Consider the following 20,055-nt stretch of genomic DNA (forward strand, 5'->3'; position numbering starts at 1 on the left):
GCCGCCACGGAGGGCGGCCCCTACGAACCCAAAGCCACTGCCTGGGAGGGGCCGCCCTCCGTGGCGGCCCGCCAGCCACGTCCAGCGGATCTCGCCAGGATTTCCACCGAGCACTACCAGTTCACTTCGAGTTCGCGGAACGCGGCCGGGAGGTGAGCGATCACGTCGGTCGCGGTCAGCGCCGTCTGGCCCAGCGCCGCCGCGGCGAGGTCGCCGGCCCGCCCGTGGACCCACGCGCCGAGGGCGGCCGCCTCGAACTCGCCGAGCCCCTGCGCCACGAGTGCCGCGATCACGCCGGTCAGCGCGTCGCCGCACCCGCCGGTCGCCATCCCGGGGTTCCCGGTCGAGTTGCGGTACACGTGCTTGCCGTCGGTGACGATCGTGTTCGACCCCTTCAGGAGCAGCACCACCCCCGTGCGGGCCGCGAACTCGACCGCGAGCGGAACCCGGCGCTCGATCACCTCGCTGATCGCGAAGCCGGTGAGCCGGGCGAACTCGCCGGGGTGCGGGGTGAGGATGAGCGGCTCGGAGCGGTGCTTGAATTCGCCGTCGAACGGCGCGATCGCGTTCAGCCCGTCGGCGTCGATGACGACCGGCACCTGCGGGAGCCCGGTCACCACGGCCCGCACGAACTCGGCGACGCCGGCCCGCTGCCCCAGCCCCGGCCCGATCGCGACCGCGTCGGCCCGCTTCCCGAACTCGACGACCTCCTCGGCCGAGCCCTCGGAGAACGTCCCGTCGGCGTGCTGGCGGATGCCGGCCGTCGTGTAGCACGGGTTCCCGACGGCCACGACGTTCTGCACGGCCGCCGGGCACGCGACCCGCACCAGCCCGGCCCCGGCCCGCAGCGCGGCGCTGCCGACCAGGACCGCGGCCCCGGCCATGCCGCAGCTCCCGGCCACCACCTGCACCGTGCCGTAGGAGCCCTTGTGCCCGTCGTACTCGCGACGGGGGAGCCGCGGCACCTCGCACACCGGAACGATCTGCATGTGGGCTCTCCGCCTGGACACAAAATTCGAAGCACGAAATTCGAAGCACGAACAAAGCCCGCAAATCCCTGTGGTTCTTTCGTGGTTCAAGCTTCGTGCTTCGTGCTTCGAATTTTGGGGCGAAGCCCCTCCGCGGTTCCAATGCGCAGGTTATACGGACGGTCGGACCAAGGAAAATGGTTTGTTGCGGGGCCATCGCGAGTCCCGACAAGCGCTTGTGACATTCGGAACCCGCTCTCGGGCAATGAGTTACGGACCCGATTGCGGAGCGAACGGAAACTTCCGCGGGCGTCGCAAGCCGCACGGGGTCGGCCGTCGTCTGGATTGGTGTCGCAGGCAATCCACTCGGGATCGAGCGTCATCGACCCCATCTCTCTGAGGGCAGCGCAATGGCATCGAAGTGGCTGAAGGTCGCCCCGGTCGCGGGCGTGGTCGGGTTGGGCGTGGGGCTCGGGATCGGGGCCGACAAGCTCGTGAGCGCCGCCCCCGAGGCCGCCGCCGCGAAGCAGGACGTGAAGCCGGCCGTGTCGCTCCCGATCACCCGCGTGGTGATGTTCAACAGTGGCGTCGGCTACTTCAGCCGCAGCGGCGAGGTCACCGACGATGCGCGGGTCGACCTGAGCTTCCAGGAAACGGACATCAACGACCTGCTCAAGAGCATGGTCCTCGAAGACTTCGGCAAGGGCCGCATCGCCGCCGTGAGCTACGACAGCCGCGAGCCGATCTCCCGCACCCTCAGCAGCTACGCCATCAACCTCAACGGCCAGCCGACGTTCGCCGGCATCGTCGCCCAGATGCGCGGCGAGCGCATCGAGGTGGTGACCACCCCGGGCGCGACCAACCAGCCGGGCAAGCTGTCGGGGGTGATCGTCGGCGTCGAGACCCAGAAGGTCCCCGCCGGCACGACGACCGTCGACGCGCAAGTGATGAACATGTGGTGTGCCGAGGGGCTCCGGGCCATCAAGCTGAGCGAGGTCCAGCAACTGCGGTTCGCGAACCCGGTCATCGAGAGCGAGTTCCGCCGCGCCCTGGACACGCTCGCGCTCACGCACGACTCGCAGAAGAAGTCGGTGTCGCTGCACTTCGCCGGGGACGGCCCGCGGAAGGTGCAGGTGGGCTACGTGGTCGAGGCGCCGATCTGGAAGACCTCGTACCGCATGGTCCTCGCCGACAAGGAGAAGCCGTACCTGCAGGGGTGGGCGCTGGTCGAGAACCCGACCGACGAGGACTGGGCCGGCGTCAAGATGGCGCTCATCTCGGGCCGCCCGATCTCGTTCAAGATGGACCTGTACAACCCGCTGTACATCAGCCGCCCGACCGTCGAGCCCGAGCTGTTCGCCTCGCTCCGACCCGTTACCTACCGCGGCGGGTTCGCGGCGAAGGAGAACGAGGTCGCGGCGATGGAGAAGCAGCAGCGCGACATGGACCGCTTCGCCGACAAGGCCGACGAGCAGGGCAAGCGGCGCAAGAGCGAGGGTTTCGGCTACGCCGCGCCCCCGATGCCCACCGCCGCGGCTCCGGGGCTCCAACTGGCCAACGGCCGGCCCGGTGACGCGAACTACGCGAAGGACCTGGCCAAGGAACTCGGGAGCCGCCCGAACCTGGGCGTCGCCGGGAACGCCGCGACCGCCGGCGCGCTGGGGGACTTCTTCCAGTACACGATTGACCACCCGGTCACGCTCGGCCGGCAGAAGAGCGCCATGCTCCCGATCGTCGGCAAGGACGTCGAGGGCCAGAAGGTCTCGATCTACAACCAGAGCGTCCAGAAGACGCACCCGCTGCTCGGGCTCAAGTTCAAGAACACCTCGGGCGCGCACCTCAATCAAGGCCCGATCACCGTGCTCGAGGGCAGCGTGTACGCCGGGGACACCCGGGTCCTCGACGTCCAGCCCAACGAGGAGCGGCTCGTCAGCTACGCCATCGACCTGGGGACGGAAGTGGACCCGCAGGTCGGCCCGGGCACGCAGAAGATCACCAGCGTCAAGGCGGTCCGCGGCATCATCACGACCAAGACCCGGCTCACCGAGGAGAAGAAGTACCGGATCGTGAACCGGTCGCAGACGGACCGCACGCTGCTCATCGAGCACGCGAACCGCACGAACCAGCAGTTCAAGCTCGTGGACACGGACAAGCCGGTCGAGGACACCCCGGACGTGTACCGGTTCCAGACCCCGGTGAAGGCCCAGGAGACCAAGACGTTCGTGGTCAAGGAGGAGCGGGAGCTGGCGAACACGGTCACCCTGACCAACAACGGGGACGACACGATCCGGCACTTCATCAACCTGGCCGAGGCGGGCCCGGAGCTGAAGGCCCAGCTCACCCAGGCACTGAAGGTCAAGGAGACGTGGGACCTGGCCCGCCGGGAGCTGGCCCAGGTGGTGTCGGACCTGGCCCGGCTGAACCTGGACCAGGAGCGGATCCGCAAGAACCTCCGCGAGACCCCGAAGGAGGCCGAGGTGTACGCCACCTACCTGAAGAAGCTCTCGGACCAGGAGAAGGAGATCGACGCCCTGACCGCGAAGCAGAAGTCGCTGATGACCGGCGAGTTCGCCGCCCGCAAGAAGTACGACGACTTCCTCGCCAACATCTCCGACTGACGCACCGCCCAACGAAACACCCCCGGCACCCCGGGGGTGTTTTCGTTTCTCGTTGAGCCGCACCGCCCCGCTGCGGCGCGAGCGGAGTAAACTTCCGCAGGGTCGTTCCCTTCGGAGGGCCGCCGGTGGCCGCGTTCCTGGTGTGCCTCGCGCTCGGCGTCGTCTTCGTACTGGTTGTCGTTACCTCGCTGAAGCGAGACATCGCCGCCTTCCGGGAGCGGTTCCCGCCGATCTCGGACGCCGAGTTCCTGGCCCGCTGCCGGCCCGGAACGGACCCCGAGGTCGCGCTCAAGGTGCGCCGGATCGTCGCGGAGCACTTCGCCGTCGAATACGAGCGGATTCACCCGGAGACCCGTTTCATCGCCGACCTCGGTGCCGACTGAGGGCCGGGAATCCGCTTGACCGGTGAGAGTTTCGCCCCGAAACTCAGAATTCTCCGTGGGACGCAGTCGTCCGGCGACATACCCCCAACGCGACCCACCCAGCGCCTCGCCCGAGGCCGGTTCACACCGCACCCGCGGCCCCACGCATGCGCCTCATCGCCCTGACCGCCCTGGCGTTCGTCCTGATCCACGCGGGAATTGCGCCAGCGGCCGACCCGCCGTCGTACGCGAAGGACGGCAAGGCGCTCTTCGCGGCGTACTGCACCCGGTGCCACGACGGCAAGAAGCAGGAGGGGGGCGTCGACCTCGCCAGCTTCCCGGACGACGCCAGCGCCCTCGCCAAGCGGAACCTGTGGAAGCGCAGCCTCGGCCGCGTCGCCGCCGGCGAGATGCCGCCCGAGGAGGCGAAGCAACTCGCCCCCGCCGACAAGGCGAAGCTCACCAAATGGCTGTCGGCCGCCAGCGAGTACCTCGACTGCGACCCGGCCCGCCGCGACCCCGGCCCGCCCCCGCTCCGCCGCCTCACGCACGCCGAGTACACCCGCACGATCGCCGACCTGCTCTTCGTGAACCTCGACCCGAAGAACGACCTCGGCCTGCCGGACGAGGACGCGGGCGACGGCCACTTCGACAACCTCTCGGCGATCCTGCGGCTGTCGCCGACGCTCATGGAGAAGTACTTCGCGGCGGCCGACAAGGTCGTGGACCGGTTGTTCGTCAACGACGGGGCCAAGGCCCGGCTCCTGACCCCGAAGCCGGACGCGAAACTCACCGAGCGCGAGGCCGCGAAGAAGATCCTCACCAACCTCGCGCGGCGAGCGTACCGCCGGCAAGCGGCCGACGCCGACGTCGAGCGGCTCCTCGGCTTCTACGACAAGGCCCGTGCGAAGGGCGGCTCGCACGAGGACGGCGTCCGCGCCACGATCAAGCCCGTGCTCGTGTCGCCGCGGTTCCTGTTCCGCGTCGAGGAGGACCGGCCCGCCGGGAAGACGCCGGGCGTGAACGTGGACGACTTCGAACTCGCCACGCGGCTCAGCTATTTCCTCTGGGGCACCATGCCCGACGACGAACTGCTGCGGGCCGCCGAGTTGAAGCAACTCACCGACCCGGCCGGGCTCGAAAAGCAGGTCGCCCGGATGCTGAAGCACGACCGGGCGAAGTCGCTCACGACGGCGCTGGCGAACCACTGGCTCATGATGAAGACGTTCCCGCGGGCGCGGCCCACGCAGGAGTTCTTTCCGGGGTTCCGCGACGACGTTCGCCGGGCGATGGTCGACGAGGTCCGCCTGGCGGTCGACCACCTCCGCACCGCCGACCGCCCGGTCCTTGACCTGCTCGACGCCGACTACACGTTCGTGAACCAGCCGCTCGCGAAGCACTACGGCATCCCGGGCGTCACCGGCAACCAGATGCAGAAGGTGCAACTCAAGCCCGAGTACCACCGCGGCGGGCTGCTCGGCATGGGCGGGGTGTTGGCGATGACCTCGCACACGTTCCGCACCAGCCCGACGCAGCGCGGCAAGTACGTGCTGGAGGTGATCTTCGGCACGCCCCCGCCCCCGCCGCCGGCGAACGCCGGGCAGATCAAGGACGACGACCCGAAGAAGAAGACCCCGCTCACGTTCCGCGAGCAGTTGAGCCAGCACGCGACCCAGGCGTCGTGCGCCGGGTGCCACAAGAAGATCGACCCGCTCGGGTTCGCGCTGGACAACTTCAACGCGGTCGGCGAGTGGCGGGTCGGCACGGCCGCGGCGCCGCTCGACGTCTCGGGCGTGCTGCCGACCGGCGAGAAGGTCGACGGGTACGCGGGCCTGAAGGCGGTGCTGCTGGCCCGCAAGGACCAGTTCGCCGAGACCGCGGTGTCGAAGGTGCTGGAGTACGCCCTCGGCCGCGAACTCGACGGGCAGGACGAGTGCACCGTCCGCGAGGTCCACGCCGCGATGAAGAAGGCGGACTACAAGTTCAACGTGATGGTGACCGAGATCGTGAAGAGCGTCCCGTTCCGACAGCGGCGCGGGGCGGGGAAGTAGGCGGCACAGAAGACCCAGGGTTTGCACCCTGGGCTACGCACTGCCGCCTGCTTCGCGGGCTCAAGGCATTGAGTCCCGGAGGGACGACAGTGCGTAGCCCAGAGACCCAGGGTTTGCACCCTGGGCTACGGACTGCCGCCCCCTCCGGGGGCTCAATGCCCTGAGTCCCGGAGGGACGACAGTAGCCCAGGGTGCAAACCCTGGGTCCGCGGTCCCGCGACGCGACCGATACCGATACGAGGAGCACAGCCCATGCGCGTCTGGAACACGTCGGCGAACTGGACGGCCCCGCTCACCCGGCGGGCGGCCCTCCGCGGGGCGGGCGCGGTGCTCGCGCTGCCGTTCATGGAGTCGTGGGCGCACTCGCTCGCCAGGGCCGCGGGCCAGCCGACCAAGGGGGTCGCCACGCCGCCGCTGCGGCTCGGCATCTTCACCGTCACCGGGGGCACCGTCCTCGAGTCGTGGAAGATGAAGCAGGCCGGGCCGCTCGCCCAACTGCCGTCGATCCTCCGGCCGCTCGACTTCGCCAAGAGCGACCTGTTGCTGGTCACGGGGCTGGCGCACACCGGCGGGTCCGAGAACCTCAACGGGCACGAGAACTGCGCGTACAAGCACCTGACCGGCGCGGCGAAGGTCGGCAAGGTCGGCGGGCGGCGGTTCGCGGGGGTCTCGGTCGACCAGGCCGCGGCCCGCGTCGCCGGGGCGGAGACGTTCCTGCCGTCGATGGAATTCGGCCTGTCGAACCACGAGACCGTGTACTCGTTCCGCTCGGCCGACGAGCCGGTCCCGTACGAGGACGACCCGCGACTCGTGTTCGACCGCATGTTCCGCGGCCGCACGCCGGTCGTCCCGAACTGGCAGCGCCGCGCCGCGGCGAAGGGCGGCCAGGCCGTGCGCGACTCGGCCCCGACCGACACCTACGAGCGCAGCGTGGTGGACGCGGTGACGGACGAGGCGAAGACCCTCCGCGGCAAGCTCGGCGCGGCCGACAAGCAGAAGCTCGACCAGTACCTCGACGCGGTGCGGGCGCTGGAGTCGCGGGTCGAGCGGTTCGAGGCCCGGCTCCGGCTGGAGGCGGCCGATCTGAAGAGCCCCGGCCCGTCGAAGCTCGTCGCGCCGGTGCTGCCCGACCGCAAGGTGCCGATCAACAAGCTCAAGCACCTCGTCCACATGGACCCGGAGAAGCACGCCGAGTACGTCCGGGTGATGTCGGACCTGTGGGTGCTCGCGTTCCAGACCGACACCACCCGGGTCGCGACGCTCGCGGTCGGCGACGACGGGGCGCAGTTCCCGGGGGTCGTCACCGTCGGGTACGAGACGCACTGCCACACGCTCGAGCACCAGGGCAACGCCGGCCGCCCCGAGGACGCGGACCCGATCTCCCGCGAGGCGCTGCGGCAGATCCACCTGTGGTACACGACGCTGTTCGCCGAGGCGGTCCGCAAGATGAAGGCGATCGACGAGGGCAACGGCACCACGCTGCTCGACAACTGCGTGCTCCTGTACACGTCGTACATGGCCGACGGCGGGCACGGCACGCACGACTACCCGATCCTGCTCGCGGGGAAGGGCGGGGGCACCCTCAGGACCGGCCGCCAGATCGACTTCCCGAAGAACACCCCGGTGTCGAACCTGTACGTCGAGCTGCTCGACCGCATGGGCGCGAAGGTCGAGGCGTTCGGCGACAGCCACACGTCGAAGCACCAGCAGTTCAACGGCCGCCTGCCGGGCCTGGTGTGATCCAAGGCGAGCGGGGGCGTGAGCCCCCCGAGGTCTTGGTGTTCTTGTCGCGACCACTCGGGGGGCTCACGCCCCCCGCTCGCCCCAAACGCCGAGCGCTCCCATGCCGAAGTCGCTGTTCGTCGCCGTCGGGCACAACGGGTTGCGGGTCACGTCGCCGGACGGGAAGACCTGGTCCGCGCCGGACCTCGGCAAGGAGGGCGAGACGTACCGGTGCGCCGCAAGCGGCAACGGGTGCGTCGCCGCCGTCGGGAGCTACGGCGGCGGGAACATCTTCGCGTCGAGCACGACCGGCACCGCGTGGAAGACCTCGGGCAAGGACGCGCAGTACTCGCGGTACATCCGCGGGCTCGGGTTCGGCAACGGCACCTTCATCGCGCTGGGCGGCGACCCGGGCTCGGTCGGCGCGGCCCGTCCGTTCGTGCTCACCAGCGCCGACGGCGAGAAGTGGGACGGCCCGCACGACATCCCCGGCAAGTTCATGGTCCGCCGCATCGCGTTCGGGAACAAGCTGTTCGTCGCGGTCGGCGACCGCGGCCGCCGGGCCGCCTCGCCCGACGGGAAGGCGTGGACCGACGCCCCCGAGGTCAAGGCGATCGACACGCTCGTGGACGTCGCGTTCGGCAACGGCGTGTTCGTCGGCGTCGGCCTGCACGGGCTGCGGATGCTCACGAGGGACGGCGTGAAGTGGACCGACCGGCAACTCGGCGACGAGGGCGAGCACCTCAACTCGGTGGTGTGGGCGAGGGACCGGTTCGTCGCGGTCGGGGCCGGGGCGACGTTCACCTCGAAGGACGGGGTGAAGTGGGACCGCGCGCCCAACGCCGACGCGCCGGTGACCGTCGCCTACGGGAGCGGCGCGTTCGTCGGCCCGCGGTGGAAGGGCCGGCTCGTTCGCTCGACCGACGGCATTAAGTGGGAAGAAGTCTTCAAGTGCGAGCACCACGTTGAGGCCGTCGCGTTCGCGGAGCTGGCGTGAGCCACTCCGGCGAACCCAGAGCGCCAGCGAGGGGGTGCGCCTCACCCCCTCGCTGGCGCTCTGGGTTCGCCCGGCACCGGGCGCACTCTCATTTCTGTTGCGCAAGGTCGGTCTGGCGCGTATGATAGAACCCCGGGGGCACACCTCTCTCCGGCGGGGTCTCGCATGAAGCGCGTGCGGATCGGCAACGGGTGCGGGTTCTGGGGCGACAACCTCGACGCGCCGATCCGGCTGGCGTCGGTCGGGAAGCTCGACTACCTCACCCTCGAGTACCTCGCCGAACTCACCATGTCAATCCTGGCCATTCAAAAGGCCAAGGACGCGAGCGCCGGCTACGCCACCGACTTCATCGACGTCCTCACCCGCCTCGCGCCCATGATGGGGCACCTGCCGCGGTTCCGCATCGTCACCAACGCCGGCGGCATGAACCCGCGGGCGTGCGCCGCGGCCGCGCGTGAGGTGCTCGCCAGGGCCGGGCGGGCCGAGACGCCGATCGCCGTCGTGACCGGCGACGACCTGATGCCCCGCCTCGACGACCTCATCGCCGCCGGCCACGCCTTCACCCACCTCGACACGGGCGAGCCGCTCGCGGCGGTCCGGGCGCGGGTCGTCAGCGCCAACGCCTACCTCGGCGCGCGGCCCATCGCCGACGCGCTCAAGCTCGGGGCCGACGTGGTCGTCACCGGCCGCGTCGCCGACGCCTCGCTCACCGTCGGCCCGGCGGCGCACGAGTTCGGGTGGGGGTTCGGCGAGGCCGACCTCGACCGCATCGCCGCCGCCACCGTCGCCGGGCACCTCATCGAGTGCGGCGCGCAGGTGACGGGCGGGCTGTGGATCAACGCGGACGACGAGACGCGGCTCGGGAACGCCGGCTACCCGATCGCCGAGATCGCCGAGGACGGCACGTTCACCGTCTCGAAGCCCGCGGGCACCGGCGGGGCCGTGAACTTCGAGACGGTCGCCGAGCAACTGCTGTACGAGGTCGCCGACCCGGCCCGCTACTACACGCCCGACGTGGTCGCCGACTTCACCACACCCACGCTGACCGAGTCAGGACAAGACCTGGTCGCCGTCAGCGGGTGCCGGGCGAACGGGCTCACGGACACGTACAAGGTGTCGGTCGCGTACCGCGACGGGTTCATGGCCGCGGGCACCCTGGTGATCGCCGGGCCGAACGCGGTCGCGAAGGCGCGGCAGTCGGCCGCGGTGCTCCTCGAACGGTTCCGCCGGTCCGGGTTCACGTGCGCCGCGTCGCACGTCGAGGTGCTCGGGGCCGGGGCGGTCGCGGGCGGCGTGGTGAGGGCCGACCACGACCCAGCGGAGGTGGTGCTGCGGATCGCGGTGCGGGACCCGAACCGCGGATCGGTCGAGCGGTTCACGAAGGAGTTCGCCCCGCTGGTGACGGGCGGGTTCGCGGGCACGACCGGGTACACCGTCGGCCGCCCGCCGGTCCGCGAGGTGCTGGCGTACTGGCCGGCGCTCGTCGCGAAGTCGGCCGTCACGCCCGCCGTGAGCCTGGTCTGATGTTTTTGCCCTCTCCCCTTGCGGGAGAGGGTGCCGCGAGTCCGCGAGCGGCGGGTGAGGGGTGGCGCCTGCTGAGTCCGGGAGGCTCGACCCCTCACCCGGCCGCGAAGCGCGGCCACCCTCTCCCGCAAGGGGAGAGGGAAAGAGGGTGAATCAAAGGCCGGCCCGGTGCCGAGGCCAATAGGTTCTCTCACGAGGCACCCATGAAGCTCCCACTCTCGCACATCGCCCACGGCCGCAGCGGGGACAAGGGGAACCACGCGAACGTGGCGGTCCTCGCGTACACCGACGCGGGGTTCGCGCTGCTCCGCGAGCACCTCACCGCCGAGGTGGTCGAGAAGTACTTCGCGCCGCTCGGCGTCACCAGGGTGGAGCGGTTCGAGGCGGCGAACGTCCGCGGGCTGAACTTCCTGCTGCACAACGTCCTGGCCGGCGGCGCGAGCGGGTCGCTGCGGACCGACACGCAGGGCAAGACGCTCGCTGTCACCCTCCTGCGGATGCCCGTCGAGGTGCCGGCCGACCCGTCGGCGCTGGTCCGCCCGACCGCGGAGTGAAGAGTGTTGATCCGCAGATTACGCAGATGGACGCAGATTTTCAGACAGCAGACGGATTAACCACAGAGCCACAGAGAGCACAGAGGTGGGACCAATTACCGAGCGAGGACAGTGATGTAGAATCTCCGTTCTCCTTCTGCGTTGCGTCTTCCTCGGTGCTCTCTGTGGCTCTGTGGTTAATCCGGTTTTGGTCTCTGCTTTCTAATCTGTGTCCATCTGCGTAATCTGCGGATCAACACTCTTCTCTGGATCGCTCCCCTTCTCCCCCGAGAAGTCTCGATGTCCGAAATCGTTCAGTACGCGCACCGCGGGTCGGCGGCGGTCGTGACCATCAACCGGCCGGACCGCCGCAACGCCCTGTCGCGGGCCCTCATCGCCGAACTCACCGAGGCGTTCCTGCGGGCCTCCACCGACCCGGACGCCCGCAGCGTGATCCTCACCGGCACCGGCCCCGCGTTCTGCGCCGGCATGGACCTCGACGAACTCCGCGGCACGCTCGGCGACGGGGCCGACGTGGTGTGGGACGACGCGGCGAAGCTGTCGGCGCTGTACGAACTCATCTACACGCTGCCGAAGCCGACGATCGCGGCCGTGAACGGTGCGGCGGTCGCGGGCGGGGCGGGCCTGGTGTCGGTGTGCGACCTCGCGGTGTCGGTGCCGGACGCAAAGTTTGGCTACCCCGAGGTGCGCCGCGGGCTGGTCGCGGCGATGGTGATGCCGCACCTGCTCCGGCACGTCGGCGAGCGCGCCGCCCGCTACCTGCTCCTCACCGGCGAACTCATCGACGCGGTCGAGGCGCTGCACCTGCGGTTCATCAACGCCGTCACCAACCCGGACCGCCTCATGGACGCGGCCGATGCGTGGGCGAAGTCGCTCGGCGAGGGCGGCCCGAAGGCGCTCACCACGACGAAGGACCTGCTGCGGCGGTGCAGCCCCCGTGCGATGTCGGTGGAGGAACTGGCCCGCGGCAGCGCCGAGCCGCGGCTCACCGAGGAGTGCCGGCACGGCCTCACGGCGTTCTTCGAGAAGAAGCCGGCCCCGTGGGCGCCGAAATGACGCACCCCATCGTCGGCATCGGCGAACTGCTGTGGGACGTGTACCCCGACGGCCGCAAGGTCGCCGGCGGCGCGCCGTTCAACTTCGCGTTCCACTGCCACCAACTCGGCCACCCCGCGGCGATCGTCTCGCGCGTCGGCAACGACGACCTCGGCCGCGAGCTGCGCGAGCGCGTCCGCGAGTTGGGACTGAGCGACGAGTACATCCAGACCGACCACGAGCACCCGACCGGCACCGTTCAGGTGACGCTCGATGCCAACGCGGTGCCGACGTACACGATCACCGAGAACGTCGCCTGGGACCACATCGCCTGGGACGAGCACACGGCCCGAATCCTTTCGCGCACACCAGCCCTATGCTTCGGCACCCTCGTTCAACGCAGCGTCTGGTCGCGTGAAACCCTTCGACGGTTCATAGGGAACGCTTGGGGAATTGCCGGATCGGGACGCCCCCTGGAATTGTTGCCGTGGGTCAACGAGGACGAAGCACGCCGCCCGATTGTAGTGTTCGATGTGAACCTGCGAGGGACCTTCTACGACCGGGAAACTATCCTCTCCAGCCTACGGGATACCAATTGGTGCAAGTTGAGCGACGAGGAACTGGCGTTCGTCGTCGGCCTTCTCGACCTGAACTGGAACAACGACCTCGATGTGCTCGGCCAACTGGCGAAGTTCCGGGGGAGCAAAGAGATCGTGTGCCTGACGAAGGGGAGCGCCGGCGCACTCGTGTATCAACGGCGTGCGATTCTCGATAACGAGCGGTGCGTCGAGTCCTACCAAGAAGCGAGCGCCAACGAGCCCGGCGTACCGGCGAAGGTCGTGGACACGGTCGGAGCGGGGGACTCGTTCACCGCCGCGATGGTGTGTCTGCACCTCGAAGGGCGGCCGCTGCGCGAGTGCGCCCGGTTCGCGGTCCACTACGCAGCGCGTGTGTGCGAGCAACCCGGCGGCACGCCCCGCATCGACCGGAAGGACGTGGAGCGCGCCGCGTTCGGGACCGGGAGCTGAGAACGGCTCGAAGCCGCTCGCCCGCCGTCAGTCCTTCAATTCGATCGTCACGTCGTTGGCGCCCTTGTTCACGGTCACCGTCAGCCCGCTGGTCTTCAGGGCGCGGGCCTTGGCGGGGACCTCGCGGAACGCCCGCATGCGGGCCGGGGGCACCTCCTCGCCGGGATGCGCGTGCGGCGGGTTGATGCACGCCTGGTACGTCGCGGCGGCGATCGGGATGGCCAGCGCGAACCGCCCCGACTCGTCGATCGGGACGTTCGCCCCGACGCCGGCCGCCTCGCAGTACAGTTCGACCTCGCCGCCGGTGATCGGCTTCCCCTTGTACACCACCGTGCCCGACACCGTCCCCTTCGGCGTCTCCGGGGGGTCGCACCCGAGCAGGGCGGCGACCGACACGAGCAAGCAAGCCGCTGCGCGCCGGGCGGCAGCGGGGGATCGACTCAGGAACATGACGGACCTCGCGAATGAATCGAGATGAGGGTAAGCGAAGCGCGGGGCTTAGTAGTCGCTGATCAACTGGCCGTCGTCGCGGGCGCAGAGCCGGAGCAGCGTGGCCGAGGTCACGTTGTCCGACAGCCACCGGACCGCGCCGTCGGCGAGGAGGGTGTTCACCCCGCCTACGTGGAACGAGTTGAGCGTGGTGTTCATGGAGTGCGGGTAGTCGGCACCGGACCCGGTCGCGGAGTTCGGCAGCCACCGCATGGTGGTCGTCCCGTTCCCGTAGTAGTCGTGGTTGGACCCCGCCGGCGCGGTCGCGACCATCCACTTGACCGTGTACGTCCCCGGGGCCGTCCCGCTGCGGATGCTGTGCCCGCCCCACGCACTGAAGTACCGGCTCCGGTTGTCCAGCGTGCCCCACTTCCCGGACTGCTCGCCGACGAGCATCGTGTTCGAGGTGCCGTCGGTGCAGGCGGTCAGGGTCGTGGACTCGTCGCACAGGAGCATCCCGTTGTCGGCCACGAACCCGTACCCGCCGTTGGTGGCGACCCGGCCCGAGTTGCCGCCCGGGTCGGGGGTCGCCCCGCAGATGCCGATGTACGCGGCGATCTGGTGGCCGCGGCCGCCGACCCCGTTGAAGTTGTTCGAGAACGAGGTGCCGTAGGTGCCCGCACCGGTGTCGGTGTAGAAGTCCGGCAGGCTGCTCGACGGGCACTTCCACGCCGGGAACGCCTGGTTCTTGAGGACCGCGTCCGAGGCGGCCGAGAGCATGTTCGGGGTCGCGGTGGCCGCGAACAGGGCGTTGTACACCGTGCCCATCTCCAGGTACGGGAACACCCGCACCTTCCAGTTGGCCCGCACCCCGATCCCGTCCTGGTTCTGGCCGACCGGGAACTTCTGGTTCGCGTCGTGGAAGTTGTGCAGCGCCAGGCCGATCTGCTTCAGGTTGTTCTGGCACTTCATCCGCGCGGCCGCCTCGCGGACCTTCTGGACCGCGGGCAGGAGCAGGCCGATCAAGACGGCGATGATGGCGATGACGACCAGTAACTCAATGAGCGTGAAGCCCCGCGCGCCGGCCCTGCGGCCGCGCCCGGATTCCGTGCCGAAGGACATCGTCGACTCCCTGAGAAAATGAGCCCCCGCGGGGCGGCGCGCCGATCGGCGCGCCCCGGGAGCGGGGATGGATGACCGCGGGGGAGGGGGCCCGTGCGGGAGGGCTCGGGCGTGGGCATTATCACGCCCGCGGGGGGCGACCTCAAGGTGAACGTGCGGTATAATTCCTGACGACCGGTACTAGCTCCGGGCTATACCACACGCTCACGGGACTCTCATGCCCACGCCGTACAAGGAGACGTCGCTCGCGCAGCTCCGGGGGTTCTGCGAGACGGCCCGGCTCGGGAGCTTCTCGGCGGCGGCCGCGGCCCTCGGGGTCGCGCAGCCGACCGTGTGGAAGCTCGTCCACGCCCTGGAAAAGCACCTGGGCCGGAAGCTGTTCGAGGTGGACAACCGGGGGTGCGTGCCGACCGAGGCCGGGCGGCTGCTCCACACCCTGGCCGCGTCGTGCCTGACGAACGTGGACGGGCTCGCGGCCCGGCTCGGGGCGGCCCTCGACGCGGCCGAGGTGCGGGTCACCGTGGCCGGCACCCCGCGGCAACTCGGCGAGGACCTGGTCCCGTGCGTCGCCGAGTTCGTGAGGGCCAACCCGCGGGTCCGGTTCGCGTTCCTGGAGATGGACACCGACGAGGTGGCCGGGGCGGTGGACGACGGGCGGGCGCAGATCGGGTTCACCCCGGCCGCGCTCACCCGCAAGGCGCACCCGCGGCTCACGTGCGACCCGTGGTACGCCCTCGACGTGCTTCTGGTGGTGCGGACCGACCACCCGCTGGCCCGCCGCCGCCGGGTGCGGCTCCGGGACCTGGCCGGGCACCACGTCCTGTTCCCCGAGGCCAACCTGCGGGACTTCCCGAACCCGGCGGCGCTGGCCGCGCTGCGGCTCCACGAGAGCGGCCCGCAGTGGGTCGAGGCCCGGCAGGCGAACGTGCTGCGGCGGTGCGTGCTCCACGGGCTCGGGAGCCTCCTGCTGCTCGGCCGGGCCGGCGACTACGCCCACCCGGACCTGACCGAGCGGGTGCTCTCGCCCGAAGTCGGAAAGTCGAGTATCTTCCTGGTCCGGCGGGCCGGCGTGGACCACCACCCGGCGGTGGGCGCGTTCGCCGAGGCGGTGCGGCGGCGGCTATCGGCCGGCGGTACGGGGCCGCCGGCCGGCCCCGGCCGGCGGCCCCGCGGGTGACCGCGGGGGAGGGGAGGGGACCGTGGCAGCGAAGAAGCCGAGGTGGTGGGTGTACGTGCTGCGGTGCGCCGACGGCACCCTCTACACCGGCGTGACGACCGACGTGCCGCGGCGCGTCGGCCAGCACAACGCGGGCACGGCGGCGAAGTACACGCGGAGCCGCGGGCCGGTCGAACTGGTCCACACCGAGCCCGCCAAGGGCCGCGGGCCGGCGCTGCGCCGCGAGGCCGCGATCAAGAAACTCCCGCGGGCCGCCAAGCTCCGGCTCGTAGCCGCACGGGCGGCGTGAATCGCACCCGGGGCTCCCCGATCCCCGGCACGTCCCCCGTTCCCGAACCTTGCCGCGAGCGCCCGCCGCACGCACAACATCTGCTGATCGCACCGCCGTCTCGGCGTCGCCCTCCGACCGCGGGGCGCGGCCCGACCTCACAGTGACCAGCACATGCCGCACACAGTTCTTGTGACGGGGGCCACCGGGTTCGTCGGGTCGCACGTCGCCGAGGCGCTCGTCGCCCGCGGGGACACGGTCCGGGTCCTCGCCCGCCCGGGGGCCGACACCGCCGCCCTGGAGAGGCTCGGCGTCACGGTCGTCCGCGGCGACCTGTCCGACCCGGCGAGCCTGAAGCCGGCGGTCGAGGGGGCCGACGTGGTCGTCCACTGCGCCGCGAAGGTCGGCGACTGGGGGCCGCTCGACGACTACCGCCGGGTGAACGTCGAGGGGCTCCGGGCGCTGCTCGACGCGACCCTCGGGAGGCCGCTGCACCGGTTCGTGCACGTGAGCACGCTCGGCGTGTACGAGGCCCGCCACCACTACCAGACCGACGAGACCGAGCCGCTGCCGGACAAGCACATCGACGGGTACACGCAGTCCAAGGTCGAGACCGAGCGGCTCGCGCTCCAGTACCACCGCAAGCAGCAGGTGCCGGTGACGATCCTGCGGCCCGGGTTCGTGTACGGCCCGCGGGACCGCACGCTCCTGCCCCGCATCGCCAAGCGGCTCGCCGAGGGGAGCGTCATGTACATCGCCCGCGGCCGGTACGCGATGAACACCACCTACGTCGGCAACCTCGTGGACGCGATCGCCCTCGCGATCGACAGCCCCGCGGCGGTCGGCGAGATCTTCAACGTCACCGACGGCGAGCACGTCACCAAGCGGCGGTTCTTCGAGGCCCTGGCCGACGGGCTCGGGCTCAAGCGGCCCAAGAAGTTCCCGCCGGTGCCCGTGTGGCTGGCCCGCGTCCTCGCCAACTGGCGCGAGTCGAAGTTCCGCCGCGAGAACCGCCCGCACCCGCCGCGGATCACCCAGGCCCAGCTCAAGTTCGCGGGGCTGAACCTCGACTTCTCGATCGCCAAGGCCCGCACCAAACTCGGGTACGCGCCCCGCGTGCAGTTCGACGAGGGGATGCGCCGCGCCATCGACTCCTACAAGGAGAGTCTGTCCGGGACCGGCGTGCCGGGGGCGTGAGCCCCCGAGGTCCTGTCCTTCGGTCGCACTTCACTCGGGGGGCGTTACGCCCCCCGCTCGCCGGAACCCAACCGCGTGCCCGATACCCTCTCCCCCGCGACCGTCTACGCCGAGCGGTTGGCCGCACGCCGGGCCGCCGCGACTCTGCTGACGCGGCGCCTCGAAACCCTCAGCTACGTGCGGCTCGGCGTGTTCGCGCTCGGGCTCGTCGTCGCCGGCGTCGGGTTCGGCACGGAGCTGCTGTCGCCGTGGTTCGCGCTCGGGCCGCTCGCGGCGTTCGTGTACCTCGTCGCGACGTTCGAGATGACCCGCGGGCGGCTCGCGTGGACGCAGCGGTCGGCCGCGTTCTACGCCGCCGGGGCCGAGCGGCTCGCCGGCAGCCCCGCGGGCGCGGCCGACGGCGCGCGGTTCCTCACCGACGACCACCCCTACGCCGCCGACCTCGACCTGTTCGGCCCGGGGTCGCTCTTCGAGCGGCTGACCGTGTGCCGCACCGCCGTCGGCGAGGAGGCCCTCGCGGCGTGGCTCGCCGCCCCCGCTTCGCCCGCCGAGGTGAAAGCGCGGCAAGACGCGGTCGCCGACCTGCGCACGCGGCTCGACCTGCGGGAAGCGGTCGCGGTCGCCGGGGCCGACGTGCCCCCCGCCGACTACGCCCCGCTCGTCGCGTGGGGGGGCGCCGCGGCCGACGCCCCGCCCGCGTGGAAGCGGGTCGCGGTCGAGGTGGCGGGCTGGGGGAACGTCGCCGCGTGGCTCGGGTGGCTGGTCGCCGGTCTGCCGTCGCTGCCGGTCCTCGTGTTCGGGCTGCCGTCGCTCGTGCTCGCGGCGCAACTGCTGCCGTGGGCGCGGCGCGTCCTCGCCCCGTTGGAGCCGGCCGCCGGGCACCTGTCGCTGCTCGAAGCGCTCCTCGCCCGCGTCCACCGCGAGCCGTTCACGGCGGCGCGCCTCAAGGAACTCCAGGCCGGGCTCGCGGCCGGCGGCGCCACCGCGTCGGCGCAGATCCGCGAACTGCGGGTGCTGCTGGAGTGGTACAACTCGCGGCGGAACGCGCTGTTCATCCCGGTCGCGGTCCTGCGGCTCTGGGACATTCGCTTCGCGTTCAAGCTCGAAGCGTGGCGCGTGCGGTCCGGCCCGGCGGTCGGCCGGTGGCTGCGGGCGGTCGCCGAGGTCGAGGCGCTGTCGTCGCTCGCGGGGTACGCCTACGAGAACCCGACCGACGTGTTCCCGACCGTCGAAGCCGGCCCGGCCCGGGTCGCGGCGGTCGGCGTCGGGCACCCGCTGATCCCGGCCGCGAAGTGCGTCCGCAACGACGTGACGCTCGGCGGCGCAAACGGCCCGCGGTTGCTGCTCATCAGCGGCTCGAACATGTCCGGGAAGAGCACGCTCTTGCGGGCGGTCGGCGTGAACGCCGTGCTCGCGCTGGCGGGCGGCGTGGTGCGGGCCGAGTCGTTCGCCCTGAGCCCGCTCGCGCTGGGGGCGACGATGCGGGTGCAGGACTCGCTCCAGGCCGGGCGGTCGCGGTTCTACGCCGAGGTCACGAAGGTGCGGCAGGTACTCGACCTCGCACACAAGAACGACCCGCCGCTCCTGTTCCTGCTCGACGAGATCTTCTCGGGGACGAACTCGGCCGACCGCGTGGCCGGGGCCGAGGGGGTGCTGAAGGCGCTGCTCGCGGCCGGCGCAATCGGGTTCGTGACGACGCACGACCTGAGCCTGACGGGCGTGGCCGAGCGGCTCCCGGGCACGGTCAACGTCCACTTCTGCGACGGGTTCGCGGGCGGCGAGCTGAAGTTCGACTACACGATGCGGCCCGGCGTCGTGGCGCACGGCAACGGCCTGGCGCTCATGCGCGCCGTCGGGCTCGACGTGTGAGGAGGCTCGTGTGTCCGAGCCCGAGCGCCGAGCGAGGGGTGGGCGTCGACCTTCGCTCGGCGCTCGGGCTCGGACCGGAGGCCGCGCACTTCGTGTCTTGTCCGGTGGGGCAGGCATTCTTGCCTGCCACCAACCGCCGGAGGCAGGCCAGCCGTCCTGCCCCACCCGCAATCGTCCCACTCACCGCAGCTTCCACTCGATGCGGCGCTGGCCCGACATCTGGTCGACGTAGATCACCTCGGTCTCGTTGATCGACGAGATGCGGTAGGCGTACACCTGGCCCTGGTCCTCGCGGATGGTCGAGGCGGTCACGCTGAGCGTCACCTCGCCGTCCTTGAGCCGCCACGTCCCGCTCAGCCGGTCCTCGTGGTCGAACACCTTCTTGAACCCCTTCTTGTACGTCTTCGCCACCGCGAACGTGCCGTCGGCGTTGAACGTGACCTTCACGATCTGGTCCTCGGTCTGGTGGCCCCAGGTGCCGATCAGCGTCTTCCGCACGCTGTCCTCGGCCGGGACGAGCGGGGCCGCCGGCCGGGCCGCGGCGACGGGCTGCGGCTGCGGCTGCGGCGGGGTCGCGGCGGCCACGCGGCGGAACGTCATCATGAACGTGTCGCTGCCGCTGAGCGACGCGAGCACCGTCGGCCGGGCCTCGGTGTCGGACCCGCGGGTGCAGACCATGAGCACGTCGCCGTCCCGCATGTAGATGCCCTTGCCTCCGACCCGCATCTCGCCGGCGATGTCCACGGTCTTCGGGCTCGCCTTCGGGTCGGTCACGAACGCCAGGGTGCGGAGCTTGCCGTCCGGGCGGACCAGCGCCGCGGTCGGCCCGCTGATGACGATGCGGGCGTCCTTGATCATCGTCGCCTTCACGATGTCGAGCGGGACCGCCTTGCCGTCCTCGATGACGGAGACGAGTTCCCAGGTGCCGTCGAGCGACTCGCCCGGCTGGGCCGCGGCGACCGGCGGCTGGAGCGCGGCGGTCGTTGCGGGCGGCTGGGCGGTGATCGGGGTCGGGCGCGCCGCGGCGGCGAGCACGAGCCCGGCGGCGACAACGGCAACGGAAGTAGCGGCGAGTCTGCGGGTCATGGGGCGTCCTTGTCCGGATCTGGGGGTCGGCCCAAGTATTGCGGCGCG

Annotated in this window: 17 protein-coding genes; 13 read left to right on the plus strand and 4 right to left on the minus strand. The window is 70.8% G+C overall.

What is annotated here, in order from left to right; translation table 11 throughout:
- Positions 1–113: 113 nt before the first annotated feature.
- On the minus strand, positions 114–989 hold the full coding sequence (locus ACTIGN_RS01345) for an NAD(P)H-hydrate dehydratase (protein WP_439620645.1): 876 nt from the start codon (positions 987–989) through the stop codon (positions 114–116).
- Between the two features lie 389 nt (positions 990–1,378).
- Between ACTIGN_RS01345 and ACTIGN_RS01350 the strand changes: the two genes are divergently transcribed.
- The 9 genes from ACTIGN_RS01350 (at position 1,379) to ACTIGN_RS01390 (ending at position 12,859) form a co-directional block, all read left to right on the plus strand.
- Positions 1,379–3,586, plus strand: a complete 2,208-nt coding sequence (locus ACTIGN_RS01350) for a DUF4139 domain-containing protein (RefSeq protein ID WP_439620646.1) — start codon at positions 1,379–1,381, stop codon at positions 3,584–3,586.
- A gap of 125 nt (positions 3,587–3,711) precedes the next feature.
- Complete coding sequence (locus ACTIGN_RS01355) at positions 3,712–3,969, plus strand: hypothetical protein (protein WP_439620647.1); 258 nt, start codon at positions 3,712–3,714, stop codon at positions 3,967–3,969.
- A 146-nt stretch (positions 3,970–4,115) separates the two neighbouring features.
- Positions 4,116–5,999: a DUF1592 domain-containing protein gene (locus ACTIGN_RS01360; protein ID WP_439620648.1), complete on the plus strand. Its 1,884-nt coding sequence runs from the start codon at positions 4,116–4,118 to the stop codon at positions 5,997–5,999.
- Positions 6,000–6,251: 252 nt separating this feature from the next.
- The gene (locus ACTIGN_RS01365; protein WP_439620649.1) at positions 6,252–7,739 is read left to right on the plus strand and encodes a DUF1552 domain-containing protein; all 1,488 of its coding nucleotides are present in this window, start codon (positions 6,252–6,254) and stop codon (positions 7,737–7,739) included.
- A 103-nt stretch (positions 7,740–7,842) separates the two neighbouring features.
- On the plus strand, positions 7,843–8,718 hold the full coding sequence (locus ACTIGN_RS01370) for a hypothetical protein (protein ID WP_439620650.1): 876 nt from the start codon (positions 7,843–7,845) through the stop codon (positions 8,716–8,718).
- A 165-nt stretch (positions 8,719–8,883) separates the two neighbouring features.
- Complete coding sequence (locus tag ACTIGN_RS01375; protein ID WP_439620651.1) at positions 8,884–10,242, plus strand: acyclic terpene utilization AtuA family protein; 1,359 nt, start codon at positions 8,884–8,886, stop codon at positions 10,240–10,242.
- Positions 10,243–10,445: 203 nt separating this feature from the next.
- Complete coding sequence (locus tag ACTIGN_RS01380; protein ID WP_439620653.1) at positions 10,446–10,796, plus strand: AtuA-related protein; 351 nt, start codon at positions 10,446–10,448, stop codon at positions 10,794–10,796.
- 279 nt (positions 10,797–11,075) lie between these two features.
- Positions 11,076–11,852, plus strand: coding sequence for an enoyl-CoA hydratase-related protein (locus ACTIGN_RS01385; protein WP_439620654.1), 777 nt, complete (start codon positions 11,076–11,078; stop codon positions 11,850–11,852).
- The gene (locus ACTIGN_RS01390) at positions 11,849–12,859 is read left to right on the plus strand and encodes a carbohydrate kinase family protein (protein WP_439620656.1); all 1,011 of its coding nucleotides are present in this window, start codon (positions 11,849–11,851) and stop codon (positions 12,857–12,859) included. Before ACTIGN_RS01385 ends, ACTIGN_RS01390 begins: the two co-directional genes overlap by 4 nt.
- A 27-nt stretch (positions 12,860–12,886) precedes the next feature.
- Here the strand turns inward: ACTIGN_RS01390 and ACTIGN_RS01395 are convergent, their stop codons facing one another.
- Positions 12,887–13,309, minus strand: coding sequence for a hypothetical protein (locus ACTIGN_RS01395; protein WP_439620657.1), 423 nt, complete (start codon positions 13,307–13,309; stop codon positions 12,887–12,889).
- Between the two features lie 48 nt (positions 13,310–13,357).
- Positions 13,358–14,410: a DUF1559 family PulG-like putative transporter gene (locus ACTIGN_RS01400; protein WP_439620658.1), complete on the minus strand. Its 1,053-nt coding sequence runs from the start codon at positions 14,408–14,410 to the stop codon at positions 13,358–13,360.
- A gap of 217 nt (positions 14,411–14,627) precedes the next feature.
- On the opposite strand from ACTIGN_RS01400, the gene ACTIGN_RS01405 reads away from it, so the two are divergent.
- The 4 genes from ACTIGN_RS01405 (at position 14,628) to ACTIGN_RS01420 (ending at position 18,921) form a co-directional block, all read left to right on the plus strand.
- Entirely contained in the window at positions 14,628–15,587 is a 960-nt protein-coding gene (locus ACTIGN_RS01405) for a LysR family transcriptional regulator (RefSeq protein ID WP_439620660.1), read from the plus strand.
- Positions 15,588–15,609: 22 nt separating this feature from the next.
- Positions 15,610–15,876 carry a GIY-YIG nuclease family protein gene (locus tag ACTIGN_RS01410; protein WP_439620661.1) on the plus strand — a complete coding sequence of 89 codons (267 nt, stop codon included), beginning with the start codon at positions 15,610–15,612 and terminating at the stop codon, positions 15,874–15,876.
- A gap of 153 nt (positions 15,877–16,029) precedes the next feature.
- Positions 16,030–17,052 (plus strand): NAD-dependent epimerase/dehydratase family protein, encoded by a 1,023-nt coding sequence (locus ACTIGN_RS01415; protein ID WP_439620662.1) that lies wholly within the window; start codon positions 16,030–16,032, stop codon positions 17,050–17,052.
- A gap of 75 nt (positions 17,053–17,127) precedes the next feature.
- Entirely contained in the window at positions 17,128–18,921 is a 1,794-nt protein-coding gene (locus tag ACTIGN_RS01420) for a MutS-related protein (protein WP_439620664.1), read from the plus strand.
- 180 nt (positions 18,922–19,101) lie between these two features.
- Here ACTIGN_RS01420 and ACTIGN_RS01425 read toward each other — a convergent pair whose 3' ends face one another.
- Complete coding sequence (locus ACTIGN_RS01425) at positions 19,102–20,007, minus strand: TIGR03067 domain-containing protein (RefSeq protein ID WP_439620665.1); 906 nt, start codon at positions 20,005–20,007, stop codon at positions 19,102–19,104.
- Positions 20,008–20,055: the final 48 nt, after the last annotated feature.

Source organism: Gemmata sp., assembly GCF_051859125.1.
Lineage (GTDB): Bacteria > Planctomycetota > Planctomycetia > Gemmatales > Gemmataceae > Gemmata.

Excerpts from the sequence above, each read along its gene's own strand:
- ACTIGN_RS01390 (WP_439620656.1), top strand. The coding sequence starts at position 11,849 with ATGACGCACCCCATCGTCGGCATCGGCGAACTGCTGTGGGACGTGTAC.
- ACTIGN_RS01405 (WP_439620660.1), top strand. The coding sequence starts at position 14,628 with ATGCCCACGCCGTACAAGGAGACGTCGCTCGCGCAGCTCCGGGGGTTC.
- ACTIGN_RS01385 (WP_439620654.1), top strand. The coding sequence starts at position 11,076 with ATGTCCGAAATCGTTCAGTACGCGCACCGCGGGTCGGCGGCGGTCGTG.
- ACTIGN_RS01425 (WP_439620665.1), bottom strand. The coding sequence starts at position 20,007 with ATGACCCGCAGACTCGCCGCTACTTCCGTTGCCGTTGTCGCCGCCGGG.
- ACTIGN_RS01365 (WP_439620649.1), top strand. The coding sequence starts at position 6,252 with ATGCGCGTCTGGAACACGTCGGCGAACTGGACGGCCCCGCTCACCCGG.
- ACTIGN_RS01350 (WP_439620646.1), top strand. The coding sequence starts at position 1,379 with ATGGCATCGAAGTGGCTGAAGGTCGCCCCGGTCGCGGGCGTGGTCGGG.
- ACTIGN_RS01360 (WP_439620648.1), top strand. The coding sequence starts at position 4,116 with ATGCGCCTCATCGCCCTGACCGCCCTGGCGTTCGTCCTGATCCACGCG.
- ACTIGN_RS01395 (WP_439620657.1), bottom strand. The coding sequence starts at position 13,309 with ATGTTCCTGAGTCGATCCCCCGCTGCCGCCCGGCGCGCAGCGGCTTGC.
- ACTIGN_RS01345 (WP_439620645.1), bottom strand. The coding sequence starts at position 989 with ATGCAGATCGTTCCGGTGTGCGAGGTGCCGCGGCTCCCCCGTCGCGAG.
- ACTIGN_RS01400 (WP_439620658.1), bottom strand. The coding sequence starts at position 14,410 with ATGTCCTTCGGCACGGAATCCGGGCGCGGCCGCAGGGCCGGCGCGCGG.
- ACTIGN_RS01380 (WP_439620653.1), top strand. The coding sequence starts at position 10,446 with ATGAAGCTCCCACTCTCGCACATCGCCCACGGCCGCAGCGGGGACAAG.
- ACTIGN_RS01415 (WP_439620662.1), top strand. The coding sequence starts at position 16,030 with ATGCCGCACACAGTTCTTGTGACGGGGGCCACCGGGTTCGTCGGGTCG.
- ACTIGN_RS01375 (WP_439620651.1), top strand. The coding sequence starts at position 8,884 with ATGAAGCGCGTGCGGATCGGCAACGGGTGCGGGTTCTGGGGCGACAAC.
- ACTIGN_RS01370 (WP_439620650.1), top strand. The coding sequence starts at position 7,843 with ATGCCGAAGTCGCTGTTCGTCGCCGTCGGGCACAACGGGTTGCGGGTC.